The sequence below is a fragment of the uncultured Nisaea sp. genome (assembly GCF_963974195.1).
In the GTDB taxonomy this organism is placed as follows: Bacteria; Pseudomonadota; Alphaproteobacteria; order Thalassobaculales; family Thalassobaculaceae; genus Nisaea.
Window position 1 is genome coordinate 30,887 of the sequence record NZ_CAXBDC010000012.1, and the last position, 13,986, is coordinate 44,872.

Sequence of the window (13,986 nt, forward strand, 5' to 3'; positions counted from 1 at the left end):
TTGGACCCATGACCGAACGCAGAACCCCGATTCTGGACAGAGTCACCTTCCCGGCAGACTCCCGCACGCTGACCGACGCGCAGCTCAAGCAGCTTGCTGACGATCTGCGCCGCGAGACCATTGATGCCGTCTCGGTCACCGGTGGCCATCTCGGTGCCGGACTCGGCGTGGTCGAGCTGACAGTCGCTATCCACAATGTCTTCGAGACACCGCGCGACAAGGTGATCTGGGATGTGGGCCACCAGGCCTATCCGCACAAGATCCTGACCGGCCGCCGTGACCGTATCCGCACCTTGCGGCAGGGTGGCGGGCTCTCCGGTTTCACCAAGCGTTCGGAAAGCGAATACGATCCGTTCGGCGCCGCACACAGCTCGACCTCGATTTCCGCTGGCCTCGGGATGGCCGTGGCGCGGGATCTGAAGGATGACGATTTCAACGTCGTCGCGGTGATCGGCGACGGCGCGATGAGTGCAGGCATGGCCTACGAGGCCATGAACAATGCGGGATCGCAGAAAAGCCGGATGATTGTGGTGCTGAACGACAATGACATGTCGATCGCACCGCCGGTGGGTGCCCTCAGCGCCCATCTCTCGCAGCTTATTTCCTCCAAGCCCTATAGCAGCATGCGGGAGCTGGCGAAGCAGATCGCCCAGCATCTGCCGAAGCCGATGGAAGAGACAGCGCGCAAGGCAGAGGAATTTGCCCGCGGCCTGGTCACCGGCGGCACGCTGTTCGAGGAGCTGGGTTTCTATTATGTCGGCCCGGTGGACGGACATAATCTGGATCATCTGCTGCCGGTGTTGCGCAATGTCCGCGATATGAAGCGGGACCGGCCGGTGCTGCTCCACGTCGTCACGGAAAAGGGACGGGGGCATCCGTTCGGGGTGCAGGCGGCGGACAAGTATCACGCCGTGCCGAAATTCGACGTGGTGACGGGAGAGGTGAAGAAGCCGGTTTCCAACGCACCGAACTATACATCGGTTTTCGCGGACTCTCTGATCAAGGAGGCCGGAGCGGACGAGCGTATTGTCGCGGTAACGGCGGCCATGCCTTCCGGGACCGGGATCGACAAGTTTGCCAAAGCCTTCCCGGAGCGCAGCTTCGATGTTGGTATTGCCGAACAGCATGCGGTCACCTTTGCTGCCGGTATGGCCTGTGAGGGCATGAAGCCGTTCGTGGCGATCTATTCGACCTTCCTGCAGCGCGGTTATGATCAGGTCGTCCATGATGTGGCGATCCAGAAGCTGCCGGTACGCTTCGCCATAGACCGGGCGGGGCTGGTTGGCGCCGACGGGGCGACCCATGCCGGGGCTTTCGATCTCGCCTATCTGGGCTGTCTGCCGGACTTCGTCCTGATGGCACCGTCCGACGAGGCCGAACTCACGCACATGGTGGCAACCGCTGCGGCGATTGACGACCGGCCGAGTGCTTTCCGCTTCCCGCGCGGCGAGGGTGTTGGCGTTGAGTTGCCGGCCCGCGGCGATGTGCTGGAAATCGGCAAGGGCCGCATTATCCGCGAAGGCACGAATGTTGCGCTGCTCTCTCTCGGCTGCCGCCTTCAGGAATGTCTCGTGGCGGCAGAGGATCTGGCCGCGCGCGGGTTGTCGGCTACCGTGGCCGATGCCCGGTTCGCGAAGCCGATTGACCGGGATCTGCTGCGCCGTCTTGCGGCAGAGCATGAGGTCCTGGTCTGTATCGAGGAAGGCAGCATTGGCGGCTTTGCCAGCCAGGTGCTGCACGCACTGGCCGAGGACGGCTTGCTCGATTCAGGCCTCAAGGTGCGCCCGATGGTACTGCCGGACCGGTTCCTCGATCATGATACGCCGGAGCGGCAATATCATGAGGCCGGGCTTGATGCGGGTGCTATCGTGACGACCGTTCTCGGCGCGCTCGGTGTCGACCAGGCTTCGGCACCCGTTCGCGCCTGACCGGCCGATGGCATCGGAGCGCCTCGATCTTGCCCTGGTACAACGGGGGCTGGCCGAAACGCGCAGCCGGGCACGGCATCTGATCGAGGCGGGGCAGGTGACGGTCGATGGTGTCACCGCAGTCAAACCCGCCGCGAAAGTCTCGCAATCCCAGGATATCCGGCTCGATGACGGCGCGCTCAGATGGGCGTCCCGTGCCGGGCTGAAACTTGAACATGCCCTCGATATCTTCAAGATCGATCCGGCCGGTCTGGCTTGCCTCGATATAGGAGCATCGACCGGCGGTTTCACCGATGTGCTGCTGGACCGGGGCGCGCTCCGGGTGCATGCCGTCGATGTCGGTCACGGCCAGCTGATCCCGCGCCTTGCCGAGGATGACCGGGTCCGGGTCTATGAGCGGTTGAATGCCCGTCATCTGACACCGGAGACCATTGGAGAGCCGGTAGGACTGGTCGTGTCCGATGTCAGCTTCATCTCTCTCAGGCTGGCACTACCGCAGGCGCTTTCCTGCGCACTGCCGGGCGCCCGGCTGGTAGCGCTTGTGAAACCGCAATTTGAGGTCGGGGCGGCCCGCATCGGTAAGGGCGGTATTGTCCGGGACGAGGCGGCGCGGGCCGATGCCCTGCGGGATGTTGTGAGCTGGCTCGAAAATGACGCCGGATGGACACTTCTGGGGCAGGCGGAATCGCCTATATTCGGAAGTGATGGAAATCAGGAATTTCTGATTGCGGCGGAAAAAACCGTGATAGTCTCGTCTTCATGAATAAGAGGCGGTGTTAATGACAGACGTTAACCGCGAGAATTCTCACGCGAAATCACGGTCGCGCCGCGCCAAGAATGCGGATGTAGAGGCCTATGATCCGGCCTGTCTGCGTTTTAGCGAGATGCTCGCCTACGGGCTCGGCTCAAGCGGCCGAACCTGGCTGGACGCAGTACGCAAGGGCGATGACCATGAGGATGCGGGGCTTGCGGAGCGCGCCCTGTCCCGGATTGAAGAGCGTGATATCCGGCGTCAACGTAATATAGAGGCTGTATTTTCCCTCGCCCTGACCCTGCTCAAGAGCGACACGCCACAGGATGGGCATGTAGATCCGGACTGGTGCGTGCGCTTTATCGAGGCGGCATCAGATTGCGGCGACAAGGCCGGCCAGGAAATGTGGGCCGCGCTGCTCACCATGGAAGCGGAGGAAAGCGGAACGGTCCCGCTGGTCACCTTCCGGGTCATGAGCACGCTCAATCGCAGCATGATCCGCTGGGTCGCCATCCTGGCCAAATTCCGGATCAATAATTTCCTGGTAAGGCTTTCCGATGAGTTTTTCGGCAAGCGCGAATTGACCGGGGATTGCATCCTGCTGCTTGAAGAGTACGGTCTTCTCCGGACCAACCGGGACCTGAGCAAGGTTTTCTCATCGCAGAAGAAAGACCGTTTCTCGACCAATCTGCTCTATGCGGACAAGGTTGTCCGGGTCAGTCACGACGACCCCTCGGCGGATCTGACATTGCCGTGCTACCGGCTGAGCGAGGCCGGGACGGCCCTGGTCAGGGCCGCGGGCAGGCTTTCCCGGGTGGAGGCGGATCTCGACTATCTGCTGGAAATCGTCAAGCTGGTCGAGGCGGAGGGCTATACGGTGGCGCAGGCGGATATCCTGTCGCGTTCCTCGGAAACCGTTGTTGCCAAGCATTCGCCGTTTTGCGAGCTGCGCACGCTGAAACGTTAGCCGCAAGCACGGCAAAAAAGACGGGCGGCGCCTTGCGTGGCACCGCCCGCTCATGCGGCCTGGCATAAGAGGCTCTATGCTGCCTGGCCGCGGGCACCGGCTTCGGTTTCGACGATTGTCAGCGCCTTGCAGAGCAGTTTCGCTTCCTGCGCGCTGAGTTTTGCGTGACGGGAAAGACGCCGAAGCTGTTCGGCCGCATCCTTGAGACCGGAATGTTTCGCCGGAGCTGCTTCGGGCTCCCCCGCATGGTTCCGGGTCCGTGTCTGGTTCCGGGCATAGTCTTTCCAGATGGCGACATCGTGGGTCAGGCCGCCGGCGCCGTTCAGAAACAGATACATTGCGTGTTCCATAACTTTTCCTCACTTGTCGGTTGCTGGGAACAATTCGCTGTTACATCCGAATATCGGCTTTCATGGCGACAGGGACAAATGATTGATTCTCACCCATTATGTTAGATATATTTACATATGATGAGTAGGCAAATTCCCCCTCTTACTGCTCTCCGGGCCTTTGAGGCCGCTGCCCGTCTGGGCGGTGTTTCGAAGGCGGCGGATGAGCTTCACGTGACCCACGCGGCGGTCAGTCATCAGATCCGCGCGCTTGAAGAGTGGTTCGGGGTGTCGCTTTTTGACAGGGCCGGCCGGCGGATCCGTCTGACGGAAGCCGGTGCCAAGCTGCTCGGTCCGGTCTCGGCGGCTTTCGACGGTATCGCGAGCGCGGTGGAGCTGGTTTGCGAGGATATGAACCAGAAGGTCCTGACCGTGTCCGCCGCGCCGTCTGTCGCCTACAAGCTGCTGGTGCCGCGTCTCGGCTCCTTCGCGGCGCTGGAGCCGGATGTCGAGGTGCATCTGCATCATTCCGTGACGCTGGCGAATTTTGTCTCTGACGGCATTGATGTCGCTGTGCGTTTCGGCAGGGGAGATTGGCCCGGCACCATCTCGAAGCGGATCATGGACGGGTTCGCACAGCCTTTCGCCAGCCCGGCCCTGCTAAAGAGCGCGGGCCATACACTTGATGATCTGCCGCTGACGCCGGAACAGATTGCCGAGCTGCCCTTGCATCACGAGGATTCGACGGAGTTCTGGAGAACCTGGTTCGAGAAGGCGGGGGCTCCGGGGCTTCGGTTCCGGCGTGGCGCGGTGTTCCATGACGCGGCTTCTATCCTGAACGTCGCCGTTGCCGGGCAGGGGGTGGTTCTGGCACGGCCTGCATTGGCCGAGTCGGAACTTGGCAGCGGAATGCTGGCTGCGCTCTCGGATATCAAAATCGAGGAAGATGCCGGATATTATCTGGTCTATCCGCGCTCGAAAATGTCAGATCCCCTGATCCAGTCATTCGAGGCCTGGGTTTTTGCGGAACTCGCACAACCAAGCGGGGGAGCGTCCTACTCCGACAAGGCTCTCGCGCCTTAAACTGATCCACGTCAATTCGTATTGGTCTGTATTTTGGGCGCCCCGGATTGAGATTGTGTCGCAAAGCAGACATTGGGCCGATTTGCTCTCACTCATCCTGTGTGACAACAATAGATAGCAAAGAGAACGCGTGAAAAGCGGCGCGTCGGCCCGGAAATCCTTTCCGGACAAGACTTTGACATCAATGAATCCGGCACGCCGTCGCAGGTATGTGCCAGGGGAGGCATTATGAGCGAAGTAACAGAGCGCGGCCCCGACGGGGAAGCAAATGTTATCGATACAGACTATGAGATCGGCCAGCACAATGTGCAGCCACAGATCGGCCCGTTCGGGATGGATATCCATAACCCGGTCTTCGCCATCTCGGCCGGCGGCATCATTCTGCTGGTCTTCTATGCGCTGGCATTGCCGGCGGAAGCAGGTGAATTTTTCGGCTGGCTGCGGCCGACACTGACCTCCAGCTTTGACTGGTTTTTCCTGGCGGCGGGTAACATCTTCGTCCTTCTGACGCTGGCGCTGATCGTCTCGCCTCTCGGCAAGATCAGGCTCGGCGGAACCGAGGCGAAACCCGACTATTCCTACGCCGGCTGGTTCTCGATGCTGTTTGCCGCCGGCATGGGCATCGGGTTGATGTTCTATGGCGTGTCGGAGCCAATTTCCCATTTCTCCTCGTCCCTCGCAGAAGGGGCCGGCTCTCCGGAGAGTTGGGCACCGCTTGCGGGAGCCGCAGGCGATCCGGCGGAAGCGCACCGGCTTGGCATGGCGGCAACGATCTTCCACTGGGGGCTTCACCCGTGGGCGATTTACGCTGTTGTGGCGCTGTCCCTGGCGCTTTTCTCCTACAATAAGGGCCTGCCCCTCAGCATCCGGTCGATCTTCTATCCGATTTTCGGAGAGCGGGTCTGGGGCTGGACCGGGCATGCCATCGATACGCTGGCGGTTTTCGCAACCCTGTTCGGGCTTGCGACATCGCTTGGTATCGGTGCCGAGCAGGCAATAGCGGGTCTCAACTTCCTGTTCGATATTCCCGTGAACAATACGTCCAAGGTTGTACTGATCTCCGGGATCACGGGCCTCGCACTGCTCTCCGTCGTGGCTGGTCTCGATGCCGGGGTGAAGCGATTGTCCGAAATCAACATGGTGCTGGCGATCCTGCTGCTCGGTTTCGTCATCATCGTCGGGCCGACCCTGGCAATCGCGACCGGGTTCTTCTCGAACCTGCTGGCATATCTTGAATACCTGCCGGCACTTTCAAACCCGTTCGGACGTTCCGATGCGAACTTCTCCCAGGGCTGGACCTCGTTCTACTGGGCCTGGTGGATTTCCTGGTCACCGTTCGTCGGCATGTTCATTGCCCGTGTCAGCCGTGGCCGGACCGTGCGCGAGTTCCTGTTCTGCGTGCTGATCATCCCGTCTGTCGTCTCCGTGCTCTGGATGACGGCGTTCGGCGGGACGGCGCTGTCCCTTCTGCAGGCTGGTCATCAGGAGATCGCGGATGCGGGTCTTGAGCTGAAGTTGTTCACCATGCTGGAACAGTTGCCGCTGCACAGCATCACCTCGTTCATCGGTATCGTGCTGGTGATCGTGTTCTTCGTCACCTCGTCCGACTCCGGCTCGCTGGTGATCGACACCATCACGGCAGGCGGCAAGGTCGACGCACCGATACCGCAGCGGGTGTTCTGGGCAACCTTCGAAGGCATGGTCGCGGTGGCCCTGCTGCTCGGCGGCGGTCTCGGCGCGCTTCAGGCGGCCTCGGTCTCGACCGGTCTGCCCTTCGCGGTGGTTCTGCTGGTGGGCTGCGTTTCGCTCGTGAAAGGACTTATGAGCGAGCCACGCGGCTGATCGTTACTAAACATTATGCAAGCCGCCGGTCCCTGGAGGGCCGGCGGCTTTTTTTGGCTCAGACCCGCGTCGGTTCGACCAAGAGCTGGGAAACATTGACGCTCGCAGGCGCTGTCATCGCATAGAGGATGGCATCCGCGATATCTTCCGGCGCCAGTGTCCCGGGGGCATTGTCGTAGAATGTCTGTGCCTTGCCGCCATCGCCCCATCGGCTTTCCGCGAACTCGGTGCGGGTCAGGCCGGGCAGGATTTCGGTCACCCGGATATCGGTCTGGGCGAAATCCATTCTGAGGCCGTCTGTGAAAGCGCGAACGGCGAATTTCGAGGCGTTATAGATGCTGCCACCCGGATAAACCCGGAGGCCCGCCGTTGAGCCGAGAGTCACGATATGGCCGTTGCCGCGTGCCGCCATCTGGTCGATGACCGCCCGGCAGACCCGGATCGTTCCATTCACGTTGGTGTCGATAATGTCTGTCCAGGTGTCCGCATCGGCCTGATCGAAGCGGGCGCGGCCGCCGACATCGTGCCCGGCACAGATCACCACGCCGTGGATATTGCGCCAGCCTTCGGGCATGCGGTCGATCATCGATGCGGCGGAAGCCGGATCGGCGACATCCAGTTGCAGCGGCAGACAATGGCCGGGCCGGTCTTTCGCCAGGGATTGCAGGCGATCCATCCGGCGTGCGGCGGCGACAACGCGCGCGCCTTCGCCAAGGAGAAGCTCCACGGTTGCGGCGCCAATGCCGGAACTGGCTCCGGCAACCAGCACGATTTTGTCTCTCAGCTCGAATTTGTCCATCGGACGCCCGTATTCCACTTTACATCGTAATTGTTAAGGTACCTTCGCTGCCGCCTTCCGGGCGGTCAAGCGGGATCCCTCATGATACGGGCATTGGCGACAAGGTCGAGCCAGCGGTTGGTAAAGGTCGTGCAGAAGGCGCGCGCGCTGGCTTCATGCTGCTGCAGTTCGGCCGCAAGTTGCTGGCGCCATTCCGGGCGCTTTGCATCGAGATAGCCGGAATGTGCCGTGCTCCAGCGTTCCGCCAGAGTGTGCCCGGCCTCGAAATGGAACTGGGTGCCGTAGCTGACAGCGCCGACCGAATAGGCCTGGTTCTCATATGCCGCGCTGGTGGCGAGATGCGTTGCTCCGGCTGGCAGGGTGAAGGTGTCGCTGTGCCATTCGAAAATCGGAACATCCGGATCAAGAGAGCTGGTCAGGGGATCTTTAAGGCCGGCGGTTGTCGGCGTGACCGGGACAAAGCCGAATTCCAGCGCCTGTCCGACGATGTTGCCGCCGCCATGAGCCCGGGCGAGGAGCTGGGCGCCGAGGCAGATGCCGAGCACCGGGCGGCGTGCCATATCGAAGGCACGCATCAGTGCCAGCAAGGCCGGAAAATAGGGGGAGCCGCTATCGTCCAGTGCATTCTGATCGCCGCCAAGCACGATCATGCCGTCATGATCGTCCGGTCCGGCAGGCAGAGGCGCCCCGCTAAAGGCCTGCACGACATCAAGCTCGACGCCGCGTTTGGCGAAAGTGGCTGCCATCTCTCCGACATCGGTGCCGCTGTAATTTTCGATGACGAGAACGCGCATCGCTTCAGAGGTCATCGGATACCGTCACGATAACGCCGTTTTCCGACAGCTCTGCCCTGGCGGCGGCCAGAGAACCGTCGAGATCGATGGCCCGGCAGCCGTCTTCCAGCAAGGTGACCCTGAAGCCGAGCTTGACCGCATCGACAGCGGAGAAACGGACACAGAAATCCGTCGCGAGCCCGACCATGACAAGATGTTCGACCGCGCGTTCCCGCAGGTATCCGGCAAGACCGGTGGTCGTCGCGTGATCGTTCTCGAAAAAGGCGGAGTAGGAATCGATCTGGCTCCGGTAGCCCTTGCGGATGATCAGGTTGGCGCGATCCGTCTCGAGGTCTTTGTGAAAGGCGGCACCTGCGGTTCCCTGAACACAATGCACCGGCCAGAGCACTTGCGGGCCGTATGGCATGTCGATCAGGCTGAAAGGATCATTGCCCGGATTGTTGGCGGCGAAGGAGCTGTGATCGGCCGGGTGCCAGTCCTGTGTCAGGACCACGTGATCGAAATGCTGCATCAGCCGGTTCGCGACAGAAACGACAGCATCACCCCCGGTAACGGCAAGCGCGCCGCCGGGGCAGAAATCATTCTGCACATCGATCACGATCAGCGCGACATCCGGGCCGGTCTTCATTGCACTTCTCCGTTATTGAATTTCGGGATTGGACGAGGGTTCATCAGCATATTTATGAGGCTTCCTTGCGCCGGAGGAAACCTGCTGTTGGACCGCCGTGATGGTGTTTGTGCCCACCGGGCGGAAACAGGGCAGGCATTCTTTCGCAATCCGCTCGATTAGCGGCGTGTTTTCAAGGTTATAGATGAGACGGAAGCTGTTCGCATTTGGAGAGTATCGTGATGGAAACACCGGCGGGGATTAAAGCCGAGGCCTGGGCGCCTGTACGGATGGGCGCGCAGGGAGCCGTGGTGACGAACCATCCCCTGTCCTCGATGGCGGGCATGCGCATTCTGGCGAGTGGTGGCAATGCGGTGGATGCGGCGGTCGCCATCGGCTTTGCGCTGGGCGTTGCCGAGCCGCAAGGCTCCGGCATTGCAGCGGACGGCTTCATGATGATCCACATGAAGGAAGAAAAATCCCTCTCCATCGCGAACGGCACCGGCACCGCGCCGATGGCCGCGACGCCGGAACGGTTCGCGAGCGGGATCGAGAACAGCGGTATTCTCTCCGTCTCGGTGCCGGGTATTTGCGATGCACTCCTTGCCGCGCACGCACGTCATGGGCGGTTGCCGCTGGCGGACTGCATTCAGCCTGCCATCGAGCTTTGCCTGGAAGGCGTTCCGCAGACCCATTTCCAGTACAAGCTGGCGGAGAGCCAGCACCTCCTGCACAGCTTTCCCGCATCGGCTGCGATCTTCGCACCGGACGGCGTGCCGTTGCAGCCGGGACAGATCCGGCGCAATCCGGACCTCGCCAAAACCTACAAACTGATCGCGGAACATGGGCGGGACGCGTTTTACAAAGGCCCTATCGCCGACGCCATCGTGGCCTTTTCCGAGCAGGAGGGTGGCATCCTGACGAAAGAGGATTTCGCCAATTACCGGATGGAATGGCAGGAGCCGATTTCGACGACCTACCGGGGCCGCACTGTTTACGAAGCACCGCCGAATTCCTCCGGCCATGTGCTGCTGCAGGAACTGAACCTGATCGAGCATTTCGACATGGCGGGGCTCGGTCTCAATTCGGCCGACGCAATCCATGTGATGGTGGAAGCGAAGAAGCTGGCATTCGCGGACCGCGAGGCGTTTCTGGGGGATCCGGATTTCGTCAATGTCCCTATCGAGGGATTGCTTTCCAAGGAATATGCGGCCGAGCGCGTCCGGCTGATCGATATCCAGCGCGCCGCCGAAAAGGTGATGCATGGCGACCCCTGGAAGTATCAGGCGGGTGCCCCGGAAGGCGCGCGCCCGGGAATGGGGCTTCGCGAGACGCACTCGGATACCACGCATTATTGCGTGATTGACCGTTGGGGCAACGCGGTGGACGGGCTGCAGAGCCTGTCCGGGCATTTCGGCTCCCAAGTTGTCTGTCCGTCCACCGGTATGTTGCTGAACAACCGGATGAATTACTGGCATCTGGATGAAGGGCATGCGAACCGGCTGCAACCCGGAAAGCGGGTCCGCCACACGATGAACCCGGTCATGGTTTTCGACGGCGCGGTCGGGGAGGGTGGTGCCCTCAATCTTTGCTGCGGCACGCCGGGCGCGGACGTTCAGGTTCAGGTGAACATGCAGCTTATCTCGTCGATCTACGATCACGGCCTTACCGTGGCGGAGGCAATCCACGCGCCGCGATGGACGCATATTCAGACCGGGATGACCTCGCAATATCCGCACAAGAGCGTGGACGGCATGATCGGTGAATCCCGCTTCGGCGATGCGGTGTTCGAGGATCTGACCGGGCGCGGTCACCCGTTGAAGAAGGTGGATGCCTGGGCCGGTGGTGCCAGCACGGGGGCCATTCAGGTTAGCGCGTTCGGCAGTTATCTTGCCGCGTCGGATCCACGCCGTGACGGGCTGGCGCTGGTGCTCTGAGCCAGCAGGTAAGATGGATGCCTGAAGAAGAAAGGCCCCGCCGAGGCGGGGCCGAGTAGACTGTCCGGCAGGCTGGCAACCGGTACAGCGAGGCAGTTCGTTCAGGTGCCGAAGCGGGCGCCGACTTCGAGGCCCTGTTCGGCGATGAAATCCTTCGCGGAGACTTTCTTGCCGCCGTCATAGCGCACACGCTGGACAAGAATGCCGCCGCGTCCGGCGTTGATTACAAAGCCGTCGTCGGTGATGGCGCAGATCCGGCCGGTCCGGCCGGAGCCGTCGGCTTTCTGGCTGTCGAAGATCTGCAGCTCTTTGCCATTCAGCGTCGTCCAGGCGCCGGGCTGCGGGTTGCAGCCGCGAATCTGGTTGTAGACCTCGGTCTGGCTGCGGTTCCAGTTGATCTCGCCATCCGCCTTGCGGCACCAGCCTTCATAGGTGGCTTTGGACTCGTCCTGTGGGGTGTGCGGTGGGTTGCCGGCACGGATCAGGTCGATGGACTCAAGCACCGCTTCGATGCCGAGCGGGAAGACCTTGTCGAAATAGACGGAGCCGAGCGTGTCGTCCGGGGTGATTTCGACTTCCTTCTGGACGCAGATATCGCCTTCGTCGAGGCCGTCGTCCGGATAGAAGATCGTCAGGCCGGTCTTTTCCGCGCCCCAGATGATCGGCCAGTTTATGGAGGAGGGGCCGCGATGCAGCGGCAGCAGGGACGGATGGAAGCAGAGCGAGCCGTGCTTCGGCACGTTCCGGGCTTCTTCCGGTATGAAGATGATGACATAGGCCATCATCATCAGATCGGCGTTCCAGCTCTTCAGTTCCTCGATCACTTCGGGAAGGGAATAATCGGCGGGCTGGCAGACGGTCAGGCCATGCTCCAGCGCGGCTTCCTTGACCGGATCGACCGGGCGGCCTTCCTTGTCCGGCGCCGTGTAGACGGCAACGATTTCGTCCTCGCCCTTTTCCAGAATGGCTTCGAGCGCGGCCTTACCGAAGGCCTGTTGTCCGTTCAGGATAATGCGCATTGTGCTCCCTCCCCACCGCCCGGCGCGCTCCGGGCGGACATGCTATTTGAAGGCGCGGGGACGGAATGCCCCCGCGCCGTATCGGATTAGAACAGGCCTTCGATCTGGTCCTGATCGTTCAGCGTGATCTTCTCGGCGGCCGGGACCCGCGGCAGACCCGGCATGGTCATGATATCGCCGCAGACCGCAACAATGAACTCCGCACCGTTGGAAAGACGGACTTCGCGGACCGGCAGCGTGTGGCCGCTGGGGGCGCCCTTCGCGTTCGGGTCGATCGAGAAGCTGTACTGCGTCTTGGCGATGCAGACCGGGAACTTGTCGGCGCCGAGCGCTTCGAAGTCCTTGATCTGGTTCAGCACCTTCTGGTCAGCAACCACGCCCGCGGCATCGTAGATGTTCTTGGCAATGGCTTCGATTTTCTGCAGCAGGCCGAGATTTTCATCGTAAAGCGGCTTGAAGTCGGCACTGCCGCTCTCCACCAGTTCCACGACTTTCTTGGCCAGATCCTCGGTGCCGGCGCTGCCGTCGGACCAGTGGGTGCAGATGATGGCCTCGACACCTTCGGATGCCAGCTCGTCACGGACGGCGTTGATTTCCGCATCCGTGTCGGTGATGAAGCGGTTCAGCGCGACCACGACCGGCACACCGAACTTCTTGGTGTTCACCACGTGCCGCTTGATGTTCGAGGTGCCCTTGACCACGGCGTCGATATTCTCGGTGCCGAGATCTTCCTTGGCGACGCCGCCATGCATTTTCAGCGCCCGAACGGTGCCGACGACGACTGCCGCTGCCGGTTTCAGGCCTGCCTTGCGGCATTTGATGTCGAAGAACTTCTCGGCGCCGAGATCGGCACCGAAACCGGCTTCGGTCACCACATAGTCACCCAGCTTCAGGGCGGTCTTGGTGGCCATCACCGAGTTGCAGCCATGGGCAATGTTCGCGAACGGGCCGCCATGGATGAAGGCCGGGTTGTTTTCCAGCGTCTGCACCAGGTTCGGGGCCAGGGCGTCGCGCAGCAGCACGGTCATGGCACCGTTGGCATCGACGTCGCGGGCGAAGATCGGCTTACGGTCGCGGGTATAGGCGACGATGATGTTGCCGAGACGCCGCTTCATGTCTTCCAGATCGGTCGCGAGGCAGAAGATTGCCATCACTTCGGAGGCGACGACGATGTCGAAGCCGTCCTCACGCGGGAAGCCGTTGGCCACGCCACCGAGGGAGTTGGCGATCTGGCGCAGCGCCCGGTCGTTCATGTCGATGCAGCGCTTCCAGGTCACCCGCCGCTCGTCGATGCCGAGCTTGTTGCCCCAGTAGATATGGTTGTCGATCATCGCGGCGAGCAGGTTGTTCGCCGCGGCAATGGCGTGGAAGTCGCCGGTAAAATGCAGGTTGATGTCTTCCATCGGCACGACCTGGGCGTATCCGCCACCCGCGGCACCACCCTTCATGCCGAAGCACGGGCCGAGGCTCGGCTCGCGCAGGCAGATGATGGCTTTCTTGCCGATCCGGTTCAGCGCGTCGCCTAGGCCGACAGACGTCGTGGTCTTGCCTTCGCCCGCTGCGGTCGGGTTGATGCCGGTAACCAGCACCAGCTTGCCGTCCGGCTTGTCTTTCAGGGATTTGATGTAGTTGAGGTCGATCTTGGCCTTCGTGTGGCCGAAAGGCTGAAGCGATTCAGCAGGGATTCCCAGTTTGTCGCCGATCTCCATGATCGGCTTCATTTTAGCTTCGCGGGCAACTTCAATATCGGACATGACCATGGTCTAAAGACCTCCCCTGGCGTGATGCGGCTTCCGAGTCCCAAACGGGCCCTTCGCTCTTGTTCTTGGTATATTGGTATACCAAGTACCTGATGGCGTAAACGAAAGTTTTCGGTCCACGGAAACGCGTTGCAAAAGATGCGGTTGCATTTGGTCGCGCTGGCTTTTTT

12 protein-coding genes are annotated in these 13,986 nt (G+C 61.4%); 6 read left to right on the forward strand and 6 right to left on the reverse strand.

Features of this window, described 5'->3' with window-relative positions; genetic code table 11:
• The first annotated feature begins 8 nt into the window (after nt 1-8).
• Genes dxs through AAC126_RS04590 form a run of 3 tightly spaced genes read left to right on the forward strand, consistent with a single transcriptional unit; the run spans nt 9 to nt 3,646 of the window.
• On the forward strand, nt 9-1,928 hold the full coding sequence (gene dxs / locus AAC126_RS04580) for a 1-deoxy-D-xylulose-5-phosphate synthase (protein WP_339850521.1): 1,920 nt from the start codon (nt 9-11) through the stop codon (nt 1,926-1,928).
• Nucleotides 1,894-2,691 (forward strand): TlyA family RNA methyltransferase, encoded by a 798-nt coding sequence (locus AAC126_RS04585; protein WP_339850523.1) that lies wholly within the window; start codon nt 1,894-1,896, stop codon nt 2,689-2,691. The genes dxs and AAC126_RS04585 overlap by 35 nt, the downstream gene beginning before the upstream one ends.
• Nucleotides 2,692-2,707: 16 nt before the next feature.
• Nucleotides 2,708-3,646, forward strand: coding sequence for a DUF2806 domain-containing protein (locus AAC126_RS04590; protein WP_339850525.1), 939 nt, complete (start codon nt 2,708-2,710; stop codon nt 3,644-3,646).
• 74 nt (nt 3,647-3,720) lie between these two features.
• On the opposite strand, the gene AAC126_RS04595 is transcribed toward AAC126_RS04590, so the two are convergent.
• Nucleotides 3,721-3,996 carry a hypothetical protein gene (locus AAC126_RS04595; RefSeq protein ID WP_339850527.1) on the reverse strand — a complete coding sequence of 92 codons (276 nt, stop codon included), beginning with the start codon at nt 3,994-3,996 and terminating at the stop codon, nt 3,721-3,723.
• A gap of 117 nt (nt 3,997-4,113) precedes the next feature.
• On the opposite strand from AAC126_RS04595, the gene gcvA reads away from it, so the two are divergent.
• Both gcvA and AAC126_RS04605 read left to right on the forward strand, forming a co-directional pair.
• Entirely contained in the window at nt 4,114-5,058 is a 945-nt protein-coding gene (gene gcvA / locus AAC126_RS04600) for a transcriptional regulator GcvA (protein WP_339850529.1), read from the forward strand.
• Between the two features lie 228 nt (nt 5,059-5,286).
• On the forward strand, nt 5,287-6,900 hold the full coding sequence (locus AAC126_RS04605) for a BCCT family transporter (protein ID WP_339850530.1): 1,614 nt from the start codon (nt 5,287-5,289) through the stop codon (nt 6,898-6,900).
• A gap of 58 nt (nt 6,901-6,958) precedes the next feature.
• Here AAC126_RS04605 and AAC126_RS04610 read toward each other — a convergent pair whose 3' ends face one another.
• The 3 genes from AAC126_RS04610 to pncA all read right to left on the reverse strand — a co-directional run bounded on the left by AAC126_RS04610 (nt 6,959) and on the right by pncA (nt 9,121).
• On the reverse strand, nt 6,959-7,699 hold the full coding sequence (locus AAC126_RS04610) for an SDR family oxidoreductase (RefSeq protein WP_339850532.1): 741 nt from the start codon (nt 7,697-7,699) through the stop codon (nt 6,959-6,961).
• A 65-nt stretch (nt 7,700-7,764) separates the two neighbouring features.
• A complete protein-coding gene (locus tag AAC126_RS04615; RefSeq protein ID WP_339850534.1) occupies nt 7,765-8,508 on the reverse strand; it encodes a type 1 glutamine amidotransferase in 744 nt (247 codons plus the stop codon).
• Complete coding sequence (pncA, locus tag AAC126_RS04620) at nt 8,498-9,121, reverse strand: bifunctional nicotinamidase/pyrazinamidase (protein ID WP_339850536.1); 624 nt, start codon at nt 9,119-9,121, stop codon at nt 8,498-8,500. Before pncA ends, AAC126_RS04615 begins: the two co-directional genes overlap by 11 nt.
• Nucleotides 9,122-9,342: 221 nt before the next feature.
• On the opposite strand from pncA, the gene ggt reads away from it, so the two are divergent.
• Nucleotides 9,343-11,037, forward strand: a complete 1,695-nt coding sequence (ggt, locus tag AAC126_RS04625) for a gamma-glutamyltransferase (protein WP_339850557.1) — start codon at nt 9,343-9,345, stop codon at nt 11,035-11,037.
• Nucleotides 11,038-11,138: 101 nt separating this feature from the next.
• Here ggt and AAC126_RS04630 read toward each other — a convergent pair whose 3' ends face one another.
• Together AAC126_RS04630 and AAC126_RS04635 are read right to left on the reverse strand one after the other, a co-directional pair.
• Nucleotides 11,139-12,056: a methionyl-tRNA formyltransferase gene (locus AAC126_RS04630; RefSeq protein WP_339850537.1), complete on the reverse strand. Its 918-nt coding sequence runs from the start codon at nt 12,054-12,056 to the stop codon at nt 11,139-11,141.
• Between the two features lie 86 nt (nt 12,057-12,142).
• Entirely contained in the window at nt 12,143-13,816 is a 1,674-nt protein-coding gene (locus AAC126_RS04635) for a formate--tetrahydrofolate ligase (protein WP_339850538.1), read from the reverse strand.
• Nucleotides 13,817-13,986: the final 170 nt, after the last annotated feature.